The sequence below is a fragment of the Paenibacillus sp. FSL L8-0502 genome, from assembly GCF_038593055.1.
In the GTDB taxonomy this organism is placed as follows: Bacteria; Bacillota; Bacilli; order Paenibacillales; family Paenibacillaceae; genus Paenibacillus; species Paenibacillus polymyxa_D.
Genome location: NZ_CP151958.1, coordinates 2,333,629 through 2,353,399, shown reverse-complemented (window position 1 = coordinate 2,353,399; position 19,771 = coordinate 2,333,629). Strand labels below are relative to the sequence as shown.

The 19,771-nt window shown below is 46.0% G+C and carries 16 protein-coding genes; 2 read left to right on the top strand and 14 right to left on the bottom strand.

Going from position 1 to position 19,771, the window contains the following annotated elements:
• Window positions 1-186 precede the first annotated feature (186 nt).
• The 4 genes from NSQ57_RS10700 to NSQ57_RS10685 form a co-directional block, all read right to left on the bottom strand.
• A complete protein-coding gene (locus tag NSQ57_RS10700; RefSeq protein ID WP_342425994.1) occupies window positions 187-738 on the bottom strand; it encodes a DUF2062 domain-containing protein in 552 nt (183 codons plus the stop codon).
• 190 nt (window positions 739-928) lie between these two features.
• Window positions 929-3,382 carry a glycogen/starch/alpha-glucan phosphorylase gene (locus NSQ57_RS10695; RefSeq protein WP_342425993.1) on the bottom strand — a complete coding sequence of 818 codons (2,454 nt, stop codon included), beginning with the start codon at window positions 3,380-3,382 and terminating at the stop codon, window positions 929-931.
• Between the two features lie 45 nt (window positions 3,383-3,427).
• Window positions 3,428-4,531, bottom strand: coding sequence for a glucose-1-phosphate adenylyltransferase subunit GlgD (gene glgD, locus NSQ57_RS10690; protein WP_029519097.1), 1,104 nt, complete (start codon window positions 4,529-4,531; stop codon window positions 3,428-3,430).
• 23 nt (window positions 4,532-4,554) lie between these two features.
• On the bottom strand, window positions 4,555-5,700 hold the full coding sequence (locus NSQ57_RS10685; protein WP_029519096.1) for a glucose-1-phosphate adenylyltransferase: 1,146 nt from the start codon (window positions 5,698-5,700) through the stop codon (window positions 4,555-4,557).
• A 255-nt stretch (window positions 5,701-5,955) separates the two neighbouring features.
• On the opposite strand from NSQ57_RS10685, the gene NSQ57_RS10680 reads away from it, so the two are divergent.
• Complete coding sequence (locus NSQ57_RS10680; RefSeq protein ID WP_023988334.1) at window positions 5,956-6,093, top strand: hypothetical protein; 138 nt, start codon at window positions 5,956-5,958, stop codon at window positions 6,091-6,093.
• 104 nt (window positions 6,094-6,197) lie between these two features.
• Here NSQ57_RS10680 and NSQ57_RS10675 read toward each other — a convergent pair whose 3' ends face one another.
• The 6 genes from NSQ57_RS10675 to NSQ57_RS10650 all read right to left on the bottom strand — a co-directional run bounded on the left by NSQ57_RS10675 (window position 6,198) and on the right by NSQ57_RS10650 (window position 13,450).
• Window positions 6,198-7,010 (bottom strand): DUF3891 family protein, encoded by an 813-nt coding sequence (locus NSQ57_RS10675; protein ID WP_069010222.1) that lies wholly within the window; start codon window positions 7,008-7,010, stop codon window positions 6,198-6,200.
• A gap of 131 nt (window positions 7,011-7,141) precedes the next feature.
• Entirely contained in the window at window positions 7,142-7,930 is a 789-nt protein-coding gene (locus tag NSQ57_RS10670; protein WP_069010223.1) for a response regulator, read from the bottom strand.
• Window positions 7,902-9,866: a sensor histidine kinase gene (locus NSQ57_RS10665; RefSeq protein WP_165147351.1), complete on the bottom strand. Its 1,965-nt coding sequence runs from the start codon at window positions 9,864-9,866 to the stop codon at window positions 7,902-7,904. Before NSQ57_RS10665 ends, NSQ57_RS10670 begins: the two co-directional genes overlap by 29 nt.
• A 46-nt stretch (window positions 9,867-9,912) precedes the next feature.
• Window positions 9,913-11,559 carry an extracellular solute-binding protein gene (locus NSQ57_RS10660; protein ID WP_029519090.1) on the bottom strand — a complete coding sequence of 549 codons (1,647 nt, stop codon included), beginning with the start codon at window positions 11,557-11,559 and terminating at the stop codon, window positions 9,913-9,915.
• A gap of 26 nt (window positions 11,560-11,585) precedes the next feature.
• Complete coding sequence (locus tag NSQ57_RS10655) at window positions 11,586-12,473, bottom strand: carbohydrate ABC transporter permease (RefSeq protein WP_029519089.1); 888 nt, start codon at window positions 12,471-12,473, stop codon at window positions 11,586-11,588.
• 14 nt (window positions 12,474-12,487) lie between these two features.
• Window positions 12,488-13,450: an ABC transporter permease subunit gene (locus tag NSQ57_RS10650; protein ID WP_029519088.1), complete on the bottom strand. Its 963-nt coding sequence runs from the start codon at window positions 13,448-13,450 to the stop codon at window positions 12,488-12,490.
• 253 nt (window positions 13,451-13,703) lie between these two features.
• Between NSQ57_RS10650 and NSQ57_RS10645 the strand changes: the two genes are divergently transcribed.
• Window positions 13,704-14,594, top strand: a complete 891-nt coding sequence (locus tag NSQ57_RS10645; protein WP_029519087.1) for a hypothetical protein — start codon at window positions 13,704-13,706, stop codon at window positions 14,592-14,594.
• Window positions 14,595-14,839: 245 nt separating this feature from the next.
• On the opposite strand, the gene NSQ57_RS10640 is transcribed toward NSQ57_RS10645, so the two are convergent.
• From NSQ57_RS10640 to NSQ57_RS10625, 4 genes are all read right to left on the bottom strand, one after another.
• On the bottom strand, window positions 14,840-15,697 hold the full coding sequence (locus NSQ57_RS10640; RefSeq protein ID WP_165147354.1) for a DNA-binding protein: 858 nt from the start codon (window positions 15,695-15,697) through the stop codon (window positions 14,840-14,842).
• Window positions 15,698-15,878: 181 nt separating this feature from the next.
• On the bottom strand, window positions 15,879-16,325 hold the full coding sequence (locus NSQ57_RS10635) for an acetyltransferase (RefSeq protein ID WP_029519084.1): 447 nt from the start codon (window positions 16,323-16,325) through the stop codon (window positions 15,879-15,881).
• A gap of 125 nt (window positions 16,326-16,450) precedes the next feature.
• Complete coding sequence (locus NSQ57_RS10630) at window positions 16,451-17,950, bottom strand: altronate dehydratase family protein (protein ID WP_029519082.1); 1,500 nt, start codon at window positions 17,948-17,950, stop codon at window positions 16,451-16,453.
• Between the two features lie 17 nt (window positions 17,951-17,967).
• Window positions 17,968-19,461: a tagaturonate reductase gene (locus NSQ57_RS10625; RefSeq protein ID WP_342425992.1), complete on the bottom strand. Its 1,494-nt coding sequence runs from the start codon at window positions 19,459-19,461 to the stop codon at window positions 17,968-17,970.
• Window positions 19,462-19,771 lie beyond the last annotated feature (310 nt).

Here is a 19,771-nt window from a genome sequence, read left to right as displayed (position 1 = left end):
TAACCTGTCGTCCATGGTTGTATGCACACGTATTGTAAACGATTCGAGCGAATGAAGCCAATCCTGTTACAAAATATGCCAAAAGCGTATGGGTCTTATAGAGATCATAGGCTTTTTCTTGCCCCAACTCAAAGAAGCCCTTCAGACCTAATAAATAGGCTCGAAGAGCTTCTTTCTTATACATAGTTATCCATTCTTCAGCAGTCTGGCCGCCGAAAATGCTGCGCCATGACGCAACTTCCGCTTCTCCAACCGTTTGTGCAGCGAACGATTATACAGAATCTGAATGACAAAATACGAGATAATGCCCAGCACCACACCGAAAATCGACATGCCGATCAGGATGTGCAAGCCTCCGTGCAACAAGTCTCTGAATACAGACCAGTTGCCGTGAAACAGCTCCATAAAAGAATGCTCGTGAAGTCGTCCGCCCCTGACATGTACCGGATAATGAGATGGATAAATCCAAGCCCCCACTTGCTTGGCGAATGGCATTAGTACAATTGGCAAAAAGGTCAGCTTACCTACAACGTTACCCACAATGGCCGCAGGCAGCGAGCCGCCAGACAGACGAACAATCGGATAAAAAACAAGGTATACCAGAGAAGCCGTGGAAATCACAATCATCTCCAGCGCAAAGCCAATGGCGAAGCCCAAGGAGATCTTTTTAACTCCTCCAGGGGCGCGCAACAGCTTGATGAAATTCAGCCGAATCGCACGCCCTATATTTTGAAACATATTATAGTTCTTCTTCGATTTATGAGGTTTGAGCCTTTTCGGATTGAGCTTTATCAATAGGAGGACTCCTTCAACAGTACAATTCAAGTTCAGGAATGAGTATTTACAGCTCCCATCCTTACTTATGTCTATACTGTCATTATAACCCTCAGCGTTCGAAAAGCAATGCTATTCCGCCTGTTTCGCCGTTTTAGGACAGAATTCGCTTGTAGACATCGTTCTGGAGAGGTACAATGTCCCAAATCTCAGCCGCGTATTGCTGAATCGTACAATCACTAGAAAATTTACCGGAGTGTGCCATATTGACAATAGCACGCCGAGCCCACTCCGAGGGATTCCGATACACCTGTTCAATATGAACCTGCGTATCCACATAGGCTGCGAAGTCCTTGAGCACAAAGTATTCATCATTATGATCAATCAGGGATTGATAAATGGCCTCAAATTCCCGTTCATGCCGCGTAAAAGGAGCATCGTTCACGAGTTGATCCAGCACTTCACGCAGTCTTTCGTCACTGTTGGCTGTTTTGCGCGCCGAATACTGGCCGTACCGGTAATATGCCTCGATCTGATCCACCTTCAATCCAAAAATAAACATGTTGGCATCGCCTACCATTTCATGCATTTCAACATTGGCTCCGTCCAATGTACCTATTGTGAGCGCACCGTTCATCATAAATTTCATATTGCCTGTGCCTGAAGCTTCTTTGCCTGCCGTGGAAATCTGCTCACTGACATCCGCCGCAGGAATAATCAGCTCCGCCAGTGAGACCGAATAATTTTCAAGGAAAACGACTTTCAGCTTGTCCTTGACTTCCACATCTCGATTGATCGTGTCCGCCACGTTATTAATGAGCTTGATCGTCTGTTTGGCGAGAAAATAACCGGGGGCGGCTTTGGCTCCAAAAATAAATGTGCGTGGCGTCACATCCAGGCCCGGATTACTTTTAAGCTGGCTGTATAGATGCATCACATGCAAAATATTGAGCAGCTGTCGCTTATAACCATGCAACCGTTTGACCTGTACATCAAAAATGGAGAACGTATCCAATCGCACGCCCTGTTTTGCAAAAACATACTCAGCAAGCCTGACTTTATTATTTCGCTTAATCGCCTGTATCCGTTCTTTGAACGTCTCGTCCCCACTGTAACGAAGCAGGTCGATGAGCTCCCTTGGACGGGTCCTCCAGCGTGTGCCGATCGTCTCATCGTACAAGCTTGCCAGCTCCGGGTTGGCGTGCATCAGCCAGCGGCGATGGGCAATCCCGTTTGTTTTATTGTTAAAACGGTCAGGGTACAGCTCGTGAAACGACTTCATCTCTCGTTCCTTTAATATTTGCGTATGCAGCGCAGCCACCCCATTAACGCTGTAGCTACCGACGATTGCCAAGTGGGCCATACGGATTTGTTCACCGTGAATAATCGCCATTTCACCAATTTTGATGTCCTGGCCTGGGTAACGCTCCAGTAGCATAGCGCAATAACGTTTGTTAATTTCTTCAATGATTAAAGAAATACGAGGAAGCAGCTCCCGTACCATATTAACAGGCCATTGTTCCAACGCCTCACTTAATATCGTATGATTCGTATATGAAACGGTTCGCGTCGTAATATCCCATGCTTCGTCCCAGCCCAAGCCCTTCACGTCCATCAGAATACGCATCAGTTCCGGAATAACTAGGGTCGGATGTGTATCGTTAATGTGCAGTGCTATTTTATCGGGCAAATGGCTATAAGGTAAACGAAGCTTCTCAAACGTACGCAAAATACTTTGTAATCCGGCCGAGCACAGGAAATACTGCTGCTTCAAGCGAAGCAGCTTTCCCTCATAATTGGAGTCGTCCGGATATAGAAATGCGGAGATAGATTCCACCGATCGATTGTAGTCGAGAAAGCGGTAATAACCGCCTTCGCCTCGAATCGGTCCTCGAACGGGATCAAGCGCTGATTCCGCACTCCAAATCCGCAGCGTATTCACCTGTGTATGACCATAGCCTACCAGCGGAATATCGTAAGGGACAGCCCAGACCGTTTCAGCATCCTTTGTCTCGAATACAAGATGTCCCTCCTGTTCATGGGTTTCCACTCTTCCCCAAAAATGAACCTCGACCTTTTTATCAGGACGACGTTCCTCCCAGACATTCCCTTTCTGTAGCCAGTAATCCGGCAGTTCAACCTGATTGCCGTCCACAATACGCTGTTCAAACAGACCATATTTATACCGGATGCCGCACCCATGTCCTGCATAGCCAAGGGATGCCAGCGAGTCCATGAAGCAAGCCGCCAGACGGCCGAGACCCCCATTGCCTAGCCCCGCGTCCGCCTCCTGTTCTTCAATTTCCTCCAGATCCCAGCCCAGTTCACCCAATGCCTGCCGAACCATATCCAGGACGCCCAAATTCAGCAGATTACTGCCCAGTAGACGACCTATCAAAAATTCCAGGGAAAAATAATAAATCTGCTTCTCTTGTCCTTCTTTATAGGCTTGGTTCGTTTCTGCCCAATTCTTGCCGACTTGTTCACGAATCATGCCACCCAAAACCTTATATACGTCTTCCGACTGAGCCTCCTGCATCGGTTTGCCCAGCCTTCCGACCAGTTGCTCTCGAAAAGCCTGCTTAAATGCTTCTTTATTGCTGAACAAAGTTGTACCTCCTGTTATTTCCGTTTTAATGGCTAAGTATATCCTTTAAATTACGCTATTCTTGGCAATGACATAGGGAACTCTAATGTCTCCAATCAGAGTTCGATCTGGTGAAAGCTGTACATCTTTATCTAAAACCACATTCTCCACAACTGCCCCTTTACGGATGACACATTTTTGCATAATAATCGAGTTGCTTACCCGCGCACCCTCCTCCACCCGCACTCCACGGAAAAGAATACTATTCTCGACCTTGCCTCCAATGGTGCAGCCATTGGCAACAAGTGAATGATCCACCTCGGCGCTGTGCGTATAGCGGGTCGGGGCTTCATACTTGATTTTGGTGTGCACCGGCTGATTCTGAAACAGGGCTTGATACTGCTGCTGATCCAACAGCTTCATGCTATTTTTATAGTAGCTCTCAATAGAATTAATAACCGCATGATAACCTTCATAACGATACGCATAAATACGCAGTCCACTTGGGTTTTTCTGGATGGCATCACGAAAGAAATGATTATCCTGATGGGCAATGCAATGCTTCACCTGATCCAGATACAAGTCTTTGTCCATCACAAACATCTCCAGATAAATGTTATGATGATCCTGCTCCTGATGAATACCCGTCACTCGTCCGTTCTCATCAATCTCCAGTCGTGCACAAGGATCATGCTCAGATTCTAGCTGGTCTATGGGTTTATATACAAGGGTAACATCTGCATTTTTCTCCTGATGATAACGGTATACATCCTCGATATCCACCTTATTGACATGCTGAGTTCCTGCGTGAATAATGGTTTGCCCCGATGAGCGATGGAAAAAGTCCAGATTGTTGTGCACATGCTGCAAATCTCCACGCGATGCATCCGTCGGATCATTCCAGTCCGGTGGCAAAATAAACAACCCGCCCCGTCTGCGGTCTAAATCCCAAGGCCGACCTTCGCCCAGATGATCCAGCAGCGAGCGGTATTTGCGGCGGATAAACAGTGCAATATCATGCACCCCTGCATGCATCATATTGGATAAGGTAAAATCAATGAGCCGATATCGACTAGCAAAGGGGACTGCGGCCCCGCACCGGAAATAGGTCAACTCCTTCAACTGATCCAGTTCGTGATCCAGGTTGATAACTCCAATGAGTCGACTCATAGCAGACACCGTCCTTATCCAGGTTAAATTCGTGCATGAAGCTGGCTTTCCTGATCGAACAAAATAATCTCATCAGAACTATCTTCAGGTCCAATAAACGCGTTGTCTTCAATAACGATGTTCTCATTCACGATAGCCCGGTGAATACGTACATTGCGCCCAATTTTTACGTTCGGCATGATGACAGAATCGGTAATGACGCTCCCTTCACCTACTTCGACCCCATAAAATAGTACAGAATGCCTTACTTCTCCATCCACCATGCAACCTTCATTTACAATGCTGTTTTTGAGGATCGCCCGTTGGGTTATATACTGGGCCGGTTGATTGGGGCTGCGAGTATAGATGCGCCAGAAAGGATCGTTCAGATCCAAAGGCGGATCCTGAACCAGAAGATCCATGTTGGACTCCCACAAGCTCTGAATGGTACCTACATCCTTCCAGTACCCAGCAAACGGGTACGCATACAGCGACCGGCCATGCTGAAGCAACAATGGAATGATATCCTTGCCAAAATCATGTGAGGATTCAGAATCGCTTGCGCTTTCCAGTAAATAGCGACGCAACACCTCCCATTTGAACAAATAAATACCCATGGAGGCCAATGTACTTTTCGGCTGTTCAGGCTTCTCCTCAAAGTCATATATTTTCAGATCATCGTCAGCGTTCAGGATTCCAAATCGTTTAGCTTCCTGAATCGTGACATTGATAACAGAAATGGTGCAGTCTGCTTCCTTCTCCTTGTGATAGTGGAGCATTCGACTGTAGTCCATTTTATAAATGTGATCCCCTGACAGAATGAGTACATGCTCCGGGTCATACTGATCCAAGAAATGCAGGTTTCGATAAATTGCATCCGCCGTGCCCCTGTACCAGTTGTTTCCATCTTCTTTCTCGTGCGGAGGTAAAACGAACACTCCTCCATCCAGACGATCCAAATCCCAGTCGCTGCCTACGCCGATATAGGAATGAAGCACCAACGGCTCGTATTGGGTCAATACGCCTACGGTGTCTATACCAGAATGAGTGCAATTGCTGAGAGGGAAATCAATAATGCGGTAAGTTCCCCCAAAAAATACTGCCGGTTTGGCTAGTGTACGGGTAAGTCCTTTGAGTCTTTTGCCTTGTCCGCCGGCGAGCAGCATGGCAACCACTTCCTTCTTTCTCATAACAAAGACCTCCCTGTCATGTGCGTCTGAAGCCATTGTGGCGGGATATTTGATAATATCCATTAAACATGAAAAGACAGTCGTAATCGTTTCATTGGCGAAAGAACGGGTAAGATGTGATGGAGAAGGGTAAATCATAGTTATGCGGAACGAGTGCAAGGAATCACTAAATCGTAAAATCCCGTTCATCTTTTCACATTTTGGATGCTTTTAAGCATTTGGGTATGACAACATGATCATAAGGAGGCGTACTTTATGAAGAATAAGAAATGGGTGGTAGCAGCATTGGGAATGGGTGTGACGTATCTGATGAAAAATAAAGGGGCACGCGATAAGGTATTGAATAAGGTACAGACTATTGTCAATCGTGCGAAAACCTCTGCAAAATCGTAAAATGTTAAAGCTAGAAAAAAGCGAGCCTCTCTGAATCATGGTTCAGGGAGGCTTTTCTCTGCGTCTACAAACAAATTATTGTTCGAGGCTGTATCCGTAGACGGTCAGGCATTCTCCTTATGTTCTTCTACTTCCATGATATGTTCAACGGTAAAGGTTCGATGCGTCCATTCGGAAGAACGGTAAGCCTCTAGGAGACCGAAGGTACGAATTTTCTCCTTGTCCACCTTTTTAAAGGTATGAGTAATCCCTACCTTGCCCTTGAAAGGAAAAAAGGAGAGACCTACAGTCTGATCCGATAGCCACTCGGCCCAAACTCGCCCGCTTTCATGACGAACAGCCGGGAAGCTCAAACCTTCAGCAAACCATTCATATTCTACTGTAGGCGTACCCGGCTCTCGACTGCACAAAAACAGACTCAATTCGTCGCAAAACAACATTCTCCGTACATCCGTCCGCACTTGATGGTCGAAGGTTACGCCACATGCCAGCTCCTGTTTGAGCCTCAGACGACGCTGTTCCTCCGCTTCCTGATAAGCATGCGTAATCTGCTTGTCCTGAGCATTTTGATGCTCGGTCCGCCCGACTAGCTCCTTGTACATCAAGCTACACAGCAACGCAGCATACGTGTTTCCTTGTTCGACTTCATCAATCCCAAGACGATAGAAAACAAAACGTGGACTGAGTGGAAAATCAATAAATGTATAAGGTGCTGACATATGATCATTCCAGAAAGGAGCAGCGTCTAACTGTATCCAACCCCGATCATGCTCCCTTGCTGCATATACAAAATCCTGCTTATGACGTCTATTCTTGAAGGCACTCTCTTCCCATTGTAAAGCCAACTCACCTGAAATATGGGCATGGTCATGCTGCGTCGTCATGATATAAGCTTGGTCCGTTTCATAAATAACCATATGCTCTCCCCTTCCGTTCGGCGATTCGTGTGATTGTGTACAAACTCTCTGATTGAAGGTCATGGTTATGCATACGTTTATTATATCAGGATAAGGGTAAAAAGGCAGTGGAGTTTTCCCCCTCTTTATATCTAATTACCCCTTTGATTCTGCACTCGAAACTGCTGCGGGCTCATCCCCTCCAGCTCACGAAACACTTTGTTAAAGTGCTTTGCATTGTCAAAGCCCACGTTAGCCGCAATTTCATAGATCCTGCCCCCTTGACACTCCAGCAGCTTTTTGGCTTCTGTAATGCGCAGCCTTTTTACATATTGAACAAAGCTGAGGCCTGTATAGGCTTTGAACGCCTGACTAAAATACGTATAATTCAAGGATACTGAGTTGGATACTACTGCCATATTCAAATCCTCGCTGTAATGAGCGTGGATATATTGGATAGCACGTGTCATACTACCACTTCTATCGACGTTGGCACTCGCGCCAGCTAGTCTATCTTTCTCTACGCCGACAACACTATCGTATGTGAGGGGGTTCCTCTGCTTCAATTCCTCATTCAAAACTGCCAGTGCACCGAACAGTTCCTCCCTTACAATCGGCTTGAGTAAATACTCCCGTGCCCCACAGCGAATCGCTTCGCGCGCATACTGGAACTCGTCATATCCACTGAGAATGATCACCGAAGGCCTGCGTTCCGGCTCCAGCTCACGAATATGCTGCATCAGCATAATGCCATCCATAATAGGCATACGGATATCCGTTATCACCAACTCGGGCAAAAACTGCTTCACATGCTGCCAGGCTTCCCTTCCGTCCTTGACCAGTACACATTCATAGAGACCGGAAAATTCCCGTTCGATCATAGCTTGAAGTCCCATTCGAATATTTTTCTCGTCATCCGCAATCAACAGCTTGGTCGTCATGGTCCGTCCCCCTCATCATGTAACGTCTAGGCAAAATCAGGGTCACTGTCGTCGATTGTCCGTGGATGCTGTCCAGTCTTATGCCATACTCTTCGCCATACTGCATACTTAAACGGCGATGCACATTATACAAACCGATTCCCCCATTCATCCCGGGCTCGTGGAAATCCATATTCGTTCGCGCTAGACCAGCCATGATGGCGTTTCTTCTTTCTTCAGATATCCCCACTCCGTTATCCTGTATACGCAATTCTATGATATCCTGCTTAGAGCAGGCCTCAATCGTGATGCTGAATGGGCTTTGCAATGTACTCCACCCGTGCTTGATAGCATTTTCGACTACAGGCTGCAGCGACATTTTCAGCATCTCCAGTTCCATAAACGCCGACGATAGATGAATTTCCAATCCAATTTGGTTATCGTGGCGAATGTTCATGATGGCCACGTAATGCTGGATATGTCGGATTTCATCCCGCAACGCAACACACGACCCGGACCATTGGAGATTATAACGCATCATCGAGCCAAGGGAGGTAAGGGCATCCGACAGCGGATACTGCCGTTCTATCTCCGCCATCATTTTTAAATTTTCCAATGTATTATAGAGAAAGTGGGAATCAATCTGATGCTTGAGCGCTAGCAGTTCAGCTTCTTGAGCAGTGGCCTGCTTGTGTACTGCCTCGGCAATGAGCCCGTTAATTCGACTCAGCAGACTGCGAAAATATAAAGCCAGCTCAGCCACTTCTCCCCGTCCATATACTGGAATCTTAAGCTGAAAGTCACCCTCCTGCTCTACTTTTTTCATGGATTCACGCAGGGTATGTAGCTGCTTGAGAATGAAGGCATGCAAGGTATAGGAAATGACGGACATAAACAAAATCAGCATACTAATAATGAGCAGCATGGCATTGCGTTTCTGACGGAGATCACCTAGCGGACCGTCCAGCGCCACCACATTTAGCAGGTAGGCGTCCAACCCTTCTATATAACGGTACAAACCAAGATAAGGCTTATTCCCATAGGTAAAGTCAAAAACACCACCCTGTCCCTGAACGCGGGACTGTAACAGATGGTGCACATGGGACAGAGGGATCGAAATTGAATCTGATAGAGAGGAAGCTGTAGCTATTTCGGTAGAATACATTGGTTTGTCAGCGTTCCTTGAGCTGTAATCGTCGCCGTCCAGAATGAACATTTGCCATGCGCGATTACGTTGCGGGATTCCAAATACCCTAGGTGAAAATAGCTCCAGCCTCATATTTGTTTCTACCAACCCCGCGTGTCTTCCTCCAGTAGACTGAATTTCACGTAGCAGTGCCATATACTGCACTGTCTCACTTTCCTGGCGGGATTGTCCCCCAAGTAAGCTTTTCGGCCCCTTGTACATATCCCACCATATTTTCCCTTGTCGGAGTTGAGCCGCTTTCAGCCAGGAAGCCTTAGGCAATCGTGATTCTTTGAAAATCATCGGCCATATTTCATGCGTCTGGGGATTATTGGTATACAGTCGAATGTTCTCTACATTGGGATTACTGTACAGCAAGTGCTGTAAATTTGGAAACACATTCAAGTTGAATTGGACTAGCTCATCGCTGCTTATTTCACGTTCCTCGGTTAGATAATGAAGCACGTTGCGATCTGAGATCGCAAGCTGTGCGGTTCGCTCCATAATTTCCATATTGCTATGAATATGGGCCAGCTCTGTATCCAACACATACTGATTTTGTACGGTAATGTCTTTCATTGTATTCTCGTACAGTTGGTGAAAGGTATATAGCGAGAACAATACCACCGGGATTAAAATGACGCCGATATACGCGACAATGAGCTTAACTTGAAGGGAACAACCGCCAAGCCGATCGGTCGTTCCCGTCATCCACTGCCATATCGTGCGGCGCAGCAGGCTCTTCATCTGTGAACGTGCACGGCCTGGCATGTAATCACATCCTTAGGGGTTCAATAGATTAAGTTATTGAATTAAATCATTTGGTGAACTGTTCAATTTTCTTAAGGTTTTCCTCATAGGCTTTTTGCTGATAAGCCAATACCTTGTCATAGCCTGCTTTTCTGCGGTCTTCCAAAAAGCGGGCAAACAGCCGATCGAACTCCTCATCCGAGGAAGCCAGCAACAGTTTCGGTAATGCCTTGCCCCAAATTTTGTCTATCTGGCCTGACGCAATGCCTTCTGCCGAGGTTCCGGTCGGTTTGATATTCTCATATTGAGAGAAGCTGTGGGTCTTGCCTTTCGTCCAATCTTCAGGCTGCTTATACGGCTCGACACTGGGCGGCGCCCACTGCAAATTCATATTTGTATCCATCAGCATCCAGAAAGTGAAGGAGGCGCCATACTTTTTGTCAAATGCAGACCGATCCTTGTTCAGCAGCTCCAGTACCTCCGGCTTGAAGGCTGGCTTACCGTTAACTGTGTCCCACAGCTTTCCCTGCTCCCCTAGATACAGATCACGATTCCCTTCCTCGCTAATCAGATAAGTCAGAAATTCAATAGCCCGCTCCTTGTCTTTGACATCCTTCGAAATAAGCGTCACCGTCCACCCGGAAATGCCCGGCCCGGCCAGCGTCGGCGGGTCCAGCTTACTGTTGGAAGGTCCATCCACCGCAATGTAGACGGAGTTGGGATCTTTCGCATGCAACGTCACCTGTTGTGTAGCAAAATCAGAGCGCTGATATAGCATGGCAAAATACCGTCCCTGTGCCACCTTCTCCTCCATTTGCGGACGTTTGTCGATAAATACGTCCTTGGCGATCAGACCCTGCTCATTGGCTTGACGGAATGTTTTGAGCCAGCGAATGTACTCTTCGTCCGATCGACGGTCGTACAGCTTTCCGTCCTTCTCATGTGGAACGGCTAAAAAATTAAGTAAATAGTCTTCAAAAGAATAATTTCCGTTATCCGTAAATTCGTGGAACCCTATCGGGATCAGCGGTTGACCGTTTATCTCCGGGAATTTCTCCTTTGCTTTTTGAAGCGCTTTCAGGAATCCCTCTGGTGTTCTCATATCCGGCTTGCCAATCGCCTCGTACATATCCTTCCGAACCATAAACGTTTGATTGGAGACAAAATTTTGGCCGTATTTTTGGTAATCCTGTGGTGAAGAGGACGCGTTAGGATACCCATATACATTCCCGTCCGTTTGACGATACCATGACATTTTAGCTGGGTCTGCCACTTTAATCAGATATGGATCATATTTCTCAGCCAACTTGTTAAGTGGGAGCACCATCTTGCCCTCGATCATTTTTTTGATCGCATCTTCCCCCCAACTGAGCGTGACAAAATCAGGCAGTTTGCCCGAGGCGAGCATGGTATTCAGTTTTTCATTTTCATTCCCTGCGGGTACGATAAAATTAACGCTGACCCCAGTCTTTTGCGTCACATACTTCGAGGTCATATCCGTTCCCCACTTGTTCGGGAACCAGGAAAAATTCAAATACCAGTCAAACGTAATCGGCTCTGTATCCGCCTTCCAGCCTGGCGTATCTGCCGAAGCCTTAGTTTTCTCGTCCTTCAATTCCGTGACAGCGCCACTTCCACCGGACGTACACCCCGCGAGCGGTCCTATCAGCAGCACGACGGCCAACAGCCCTTTCTGCCATTTGCGAATGTTCATCATAAATCTCCCCCTTGGATGATGTGCTAACCCTTGATCGATCCGATCATCAGACCCTTGACAAAATACTTCTGCAGAAAAGGATATACCAGTACAATGGGCAGTGTCGTCACGACCATCGTCGCCAGCTTGATCGATTGCGAAGTGACGGACTGGGCAACGCCCCCCGGTGCAGCAGCCATCATTTGATTAGAGCTGGATTGGGCAACAACCCGGTACAAATACGTCTGAATCGGCTGAAGATCCGTATTATTAATATAGATCATTCCGGTAAAATAATCGTTCCACTGGTATACCCCATGAAACAACGCAATCGTCGCTACTACCGGCATGGATACAGGGAGCACGATTCGGCAGAAGATACCGAAATCATTCGCACCGTCTATTTTCGCCGCCTCTTCCAGTGCATCCGGCAGTTCTCGGAAAAAAGCCATAAAAATAATAAGATCAAAAAAGCTGAACATCGCAGGAATGATGTACACCCAAAAGCTGTCCAGCAGTCCGAGATCACGAATCAGCAAATACGTTGGAATCAATCCCCCACCGAAAAACAGGGTAATGGTACCAATCAGCATATACAGTTTGCGCCCGATCAGCTCCTTACGGGAATATGCATATGCAATCATAGCGGTAAAAAACACATGAACAATCGTGCCGATAAGCGTCTTGGCAATAGTCACTCCCATCGCAGTCATAATACCGTTGTTAGCAAATACGGCCTGATAGCTGCCCAGACTGAAGACTCTCGGCCACCAGTAAATGCCACCCCGCATAGCGTCTGCTCCTTCGTTAAAGGAGTTCACCAGCACATACCACACGGGATACAATGTCACAAAACAAATAATCAGCATGAAGACGTTGTTCATGAAATCGAATATCGCTTCGCCTGCTGTTCTACGTTGCAATAGCTGCATGCACCCGTCCTCCTTCAAAATAGGGATGTATTATTCACCCGTTTGGTCACCGAATTGGCAATTAGCAGCAAAATGAGAGCAAGAACCGATTTCAGCAAACCCACCGCGGTAGAATACGAGAAACGGCCCTGCTGAATGCCCACCTGATATACATAAATATCAACTACATTACTTGCACTTTCATTCAGCGAGTTACGCAGGACGAGAATTTGATCGAAGTTGGAGTTCAATATGCCGCTGACCGCCAAAATAAACAAAATGGATATGGTCCCCTTGATAGCGGGAAGTGTGACGTACCACATTTTCTGAAACCGTCCGGCCCCGTCAATGGTGGCCGCTTCGTACATGTCCGTAGATACCCCCGCCATGGCTGCCAAATAGATAATAGCTGACCATCCAAGCTCTTTCCAGATATCCGAGCTAACGACGATAGCCCAAAAATAGCTCGGCTCTGCCAAATAACTGATCGGCTGGTCAATCCACCCCCAGGCTAGCAACAGTTGATTGATCATCCCGGTATCTGCCAGCCACGTCGTTAAGATCCCGCCAAGAATGACCCAAGATAAAAAGTGCGGAAGGTACGAAATGGTCTGTATAGATTTTTTGAACCGTGTAGACCGAATCTCATTCAGAAACAGAGCAAATACAATAGGTAACGGAAACCCGATCGCCAGCTTGAGCAGGCTAATACCCAGTGTGTTTTTGACAATGTACCAAAAGTTATCATCCTCCAAAAAGGCCCGAAAATGCTCTAATCCCGCCCAAGGTGCGCTTGATATGGTTCCAATGATGTCAAAATGTTTGAACGCAATTAAAATACCGTACATCGGAATGTAATGGAAAATAATCATCCATACCACCCCAAGCAGCGCCATAGTCTGCAAATGTCTTTGTTGAACCCATTTGCGCGCTAGTGATGCTCCTCTTCCCGATCGAACCGGCGGCTGTGGCTGCGGATTCTTCCCTCCTGTACTCATACGAAGACCTCCTTTCTTTGTAATGTAAGCACTTACATTTATTATTTTAAAGGCTTCTGCTTCGTATGAGTAGTACTGGATTTTTTGATTTTGGTATCTAAAGTTCAGGTGGGGATCTGACTATAGGCGAGAATTTTCTTCCATACTTTGGATTTTCATATCTATTAATTTACGAAAAAGACTATCAGATGGTACGATAAGACTATATGTGATTCCAATCATTACCTATATACCTAGATCAGGAGGATTAAGAATGGAAGAATTGGTTCGTTCGATTCAGAAACAGGTTCGAATTAAAAAGTTTGCTTGCTGGGCGGGGCTCATCATGTTTGGTCTGTGTACTTTAGTTGGCATTGCAGCTCAGGAATGGCTTATGACGCTCCTGTCACTCGGGATGACAGTCTTATCAATCTATGGGTTAACCATGATGCGTGGTATGACGAAGTTTACTAAAGAGTATCAACCGGGAAAGGGCTACGGTTATTATCGCCGTACGGTACAACAAAAGCTGCGCTATCTAACTTGGGGACAGTGGTTAGTAGGCGGCCTTATTGTCCTGATGTTCTTTATATTTAACGTCCGACTTAGTGCTTTTCTCATTGCTATCTTGGGTATCCTGACTATTCAGTTCAGTATCAAAAAACGAATTAAAAATCATCAGGAACCCGATGTCACTGAGCTGGAGGAGTTTGTACGGATGGGGATTGTTTCTCCGCATGAGCAGACTATTGGTGTATATAAAGATTTTCTACACCTGAGTCATACATTTCGGGGTAACCAAATTGTTATCGTTACAGACAAACGCCTGATTTCTGTATTTGTGGAGGAACAGGGGCGTGCGGTGAAGACGGAAATGTTACTCTCGGGTATAAACAAAATACGCGCCATCGGTACGGGTTTTCAAGGTCAAGGTATATTGCTGTCCGTAAGCAACCGTGACCATAACGAGCTTCACATTCATATGGTCGGAAAAAGCATTTTCTTTTCTCCAGAGCAATTTATAGGTTCCTTGCTACGGGCACTGGATGCAGCGTTAAAAAGCAGATCATACAGTACGGAAGAACCATTCCCGGTTTACCAACAGACAAGGATTTCATTGCATCCATCAGAACAGGGTTTACTACATAAACCTACGACAGCTTAAATATTGTTGGGACATGTACCGCGTTATATATACGGTATGATCGGTCTTCATCATACGCCAAATAGCAAGTAAGCCCTGACCTTAATGAGCTTACTTGCTATTGGGTGTACTTCCACATCATATTTTCCAATCAACTACCTACCTGTTAAAACAACTAATTTTCTACTGTACTTCTGCCTTCTTAATGATTGGCTCCATGATAAAACACCGTGATGAGATCATGACTTGTAACAAACACTAGCAAACTAAACAGACTGAGCGACAGAGGGCGTGAAATCAATTTTTTCATCCTTTAACACTCCTTTTAAAATAGTTATATATTGGTCTTGCTGTGTTGCTGTAGCTTGGGATCTGAAAATTTCAAATACAGCGGTACATTTCCTAAACTCATGTTCATGTTCCATACCCAGGGTATCGGACAGCATGAGAGATTGCAGGATATAGCCCAACGCAACCGTAAACTGTTGTTGCTTGATATAGTAAAGAGCCAGTTGATAGCAGAAGCGAAAATAATAAGATACATTCACAGGCTCTTCAAAATATTTAAAACCTTCAATTTGTTCGGCAAATGATTCCAGCACAGCCTCTAAAGAATAGTCGTATCTCGACGCTCCCTCAACGATGGAAAGAAGCCCCGGTAACAGCTCTTCCGGATTGTTACGAAGAAATTGGATATATTCCTGCAACACTTCGGCATGGCCTGACAAAATATCAAGGGCATACAAATTAGCTCTGGCAGCATAGCGGTAATATTCCACCTCTGCTTCCCCATATTGATCAAGACCATTAAACCAGCCCAATTCTGCATATTTTTCGATGCAATCGCGAGCGGCCTCATACTTGCCCTGTTTTTGGAAAGCCATGCCTTTCATGAGATGACTGTAGCCGTAGTAGTAGACTAGCGGCCGTTTGGTATGTATGGGTTGTATAGGTTTCTTGCGCGCTTTGTAGAGCTGCAATTCCTGATACTTTTGGTTGACATGGCTATACAGCCGGTCGCATAAAGCAATCATATTGGCACCGTCCGCAAATGAAAAAGACAGCTTAATCATGTTGACAAGTGTGTCTAGATCTGTGATGTCGGAGTGAACAAGATCATCCACTATTCCCGCCTCCTTGTCTGACTTTTTATATTCACCAAACAAAAGCAAGCTCTAAACCCTAACTAAAAATAACTTAATTACGTATTTATTACGTAATTAAGTTATACCATGAATTCAAACATATGACAAGTGCATTATGATAATATATTCCATTTTTAAAATACCAACGAAAGTAGATCGTTCACTTGTTCAATTCCATGTGAAGCAAAGGAAATGCCCTACCTGATCCATCCAGTGCAGAACGCGCCGTTTGTACAAAGCCGTAATGTCTGTAGAAAGCATACGCTTTCTCGTTCTGCTCATTCACGTCCACTTTGAGGTGTTTCCCTTTTATTTTTTCAGCATGCTGGATGAGTCGGCTGCCTATGCCCTGCCCATGGTGTTCAGGGTCCACAAACAGCATCTCTATTTTTAATCCGTCCAGCCCGATAAAACCTGTTGGTTCTTGACTTGTATTCCATTCCATCCAAACTTCAAGTTCTCTTAAAACACCATTGCGTACGATATGATGATAAAATTGAATGTCCTCTTCCGCCAAAAATGTGTGCGTCCGGCGTACAGCCCGCTGCCAAATATCAACGAGTTGATCATGATTTTCTTCCCGATAAGCAACAATTTCATTTTGCACGGTACTTCCCCCTTATTTAAATATCGATATTGCATGTTTTGCAGTAAGTCTAACATGCCTATTTAGAAGCATACAAACACAAAAAAGGAAGCGGAGTAATTCCGCCTCCCTTAGACTACAGCCTTTTACAACGTAACACCGTTTTTAAAAATAGCGAGCTCCCTGAAATTGTTTTTCTCATTGTTCACCCATGTTCCGCTGGCTACATCGACGATGTAATCGACAAAGTTGCGGAGCGCATCTTCCATACTGACATCCTCCACCAATGAACCGGCGTTATAGTCGATCCAATGAGGTTTAGCCTTATATAACGGCGAGTTGGTTGATACCTTCATCGTCGGAACAAAGGAGCCAAACGGCGTACCGCGTCCAGTTGTGAAAATGACGAGTTGGCAGCCCGCTGCGGCGAGAGCTGAAGATGCCACTAGATCGTTGCCCGGCGCGCTGAGCAGGTTGAGTCCCTTGGTCTTGAGACGTTCCCCGTACTGAATGACATCAGTGACCGTGGAAGACCCGGATTTTTGCGTACAGCCCAGTGATTTATCCTCCAGCGTCGTAATGCCCCCTGCTTTATTGCCCGGTGACGGATTTTCGTATACTGGCTGCTTGTAATCCAGAAAATATTGTTTGAAATCGTTAATCAGATGTACGATCTTACCAAATACTTGCTCATCGGCAGCGCGCTCCATTAAAATCGTTTCCGCGCCGAACATTTCAGGTACTTCTGTCAATACCGTTGTTCCACCTTGCGCTGCCATATAATCCGACAATCGTCCGAGTAGTGGGTTGGCAGTAATACCCGATAAGCCATCAGATCCACCGCATTTCAAGCCGATGTTCAGCTCAGACAATGGTACAGGTTCCCGCCGATCTTCTTGCACGGCCGCAAAAATTTCATGAAGCAACCTTACCCCTTCCTCTACTTCATCCGACACATCTTGGGAAAGCAAAAACTTTACCCGCTCCGAATCATATTCCCCGATGGCTTCCTTAAATTCTTTCATTTCATTGTTTTCACAGCCCAAACCCAGTACAAGTACGCCACCTGCGTTCGCATGTTTCACGGCATCGATCAAAATCGTGCGCGTATGTGCATGATCGTCACCCAACTGAGAACAACCATAGTTATGCTTGAGCACAAGTGCATTTTCAAAAGGTGAAATATCTCCCACTTCCTGCTTGAAACGGTTTAAAATAAGTTCAGCGATCCCGTTCACACAGCCGACCGTCGGCACAATCCACAACTCATTGCGAATCCCCACACGACCGTCCTTTCGCCGAAAACCTTGAAACGTACGACTCTCCTGTTCATATAAATGAGGAGCTGGCTTAGGCTTATAAGTGTACTCTTCTACGCCTGTCAGGTTCGTCTTCGTATTATGCGTATGCACATGCTGACCTGCCTGAATGGGCTGAATGGCATGACCGATGGGATATCCGTATTTCAGAACATGCCCACCTACAGGTACATCCTGCAAGGCGATTTTATGCCCACGTGCTACATCCTCGGCTAGCTCCACCCGTTGTTCTTCTTGTGCTCCCCATGCCAGTGTTTCTCCCTGCTTGTAATCACGCAAGGCGACAGCCACGTTATCTTGATTATGAATTTGAATGAATTCCAGCATTCCGGTCTCCTCCTTGCTTATGCTCTGGGCACGCTGTTCCCGGTTAGAGAATCGAGCGTCTCCTTCATTCCTCTGCTTGTAATTTCAAACACGTGCTGTGCCGTTTGTTCAGCCAGCCCTTCGATCTGGTTCAAATCTTGACCCCACCATGTTTGCTTGCCGAGTACCCGCTCAGTCAATTGCTTCGCCCCGGCGAGAGTACCGTCATATTTACTCCACAGTTCACCAAACGTGCTCAACACTTCAGCTTCGTCTGCCAACGCAATCGACTCGCCATTTCTATCACCCCGGTAAAATACGAGTAAGGACGCCAGTGAAAACACGATTTTGGCAGGCAGCTCCTTACGTTGTTCTACATACTGGAGCAAGGATGGCAAGTTCCGTGTCTTGAACTTTGACACCGAATTCAACGCAATACTCATAACATAATGACTTACATATGGATTACGGAACCGCTCAATAACATCGTCGGCATATACATTCAATTCCGCTTCTGGTGAGTCCAGCGTCGGAATAATTTCTTCTCGAATCAGCGACTGGATAAAACTGCTCATAATATCATGCTCAACCGCCTGCCCCACTGTGTCCAGGTCATATAAATAAGCTACAGGTGTAAGCGCCGTATGTGCTCCATTCAAAATACGCACTTTCCGTGTACGATATGGCGCCATATCGTCGACAATCAGGACATTCAATCCGGCCAAATGAGCAGGTAATTCCTCTTTAAGCCACTGTGGCCCTTCAATAACCCATAAATGATACTGTTCGCCCACAACAACCAAATCGTCCTTGTAACCCAATTCCGCTTGGATTTCATGAATTCGGTCTTTGGGATAACCAGGTACAATTCGATCCACCAAACTGTTGCAGAACGTATTTGCTTCCTCTATCCATGCAATAAACTCAGCTCCAAGCTTCCATTGGTCCGCATATTTCAGTACGATTTCCTTGAGAGCGTCTCCATTACGGTCGATGAGCTCGCATGGAATGATGACCAATCCCTTGCTCTGATCGCCCCCAAAAAATTGAAAGCGCTTATACAGAAAGGCAGCCAGTTTGCCCGGGAAGCTCTTTTGCGGACGATCTTCTAGCTGATCGTCTGGGGCATAAGCGATCCCCGCTTCCGTCGTATTCGACACAACAAAACGCAGCTCCGGCTTTTGGGATAGTGCTTCATACTCCAAAAAGTCCGAGCCGTACGGATTAATCCCACGAGAGACGCACTCCACAACGGTATGCTCCTTCATGGCCTTCCCATCCTTAATCCCTTCAAGAATAACCGTATACAGGTCATCCTGCTCGTTAAGCTTCTCCACGAGGCCTCCTGGCTGCGGTTGTACAATCACAACTCCCGTATTCCATTCTGCCAGCTTATTCATTTTGTCAAATTGCCAGTCTACAAAAGCACGCAGAAAGTTCCCTTCCCCGAATTGCATCACCCTCACAGGATGCGGGTCTGTAACGATAAAGCTTTTTCTGTTTAATTGATCTAATGCATCTACTTTTTTCATCCGGAGTATCCTCCCACTATTACCATAATGATTTCAACGTTATTTTAGCATAATGCACACGTTAACAAAATAGTTTTCTCAACATTTTTACTTTATAAAAATAATAATGACAATAATATGAACACGTTAACATAAGAGTTTTGCATAACAACCGGCAAGTATATGGACCTCTTTCTGTTGTTTCGCTGCTGAGCCAAGACGGTTAAGGCTAACTATCACCCTATCCGAGACCTTGTCCTTATATACTTTTCAGGAGAATAGACGCAAGAAAGCACGGGCAGGATAACACTACTTACTAGGCAGGAGGAAC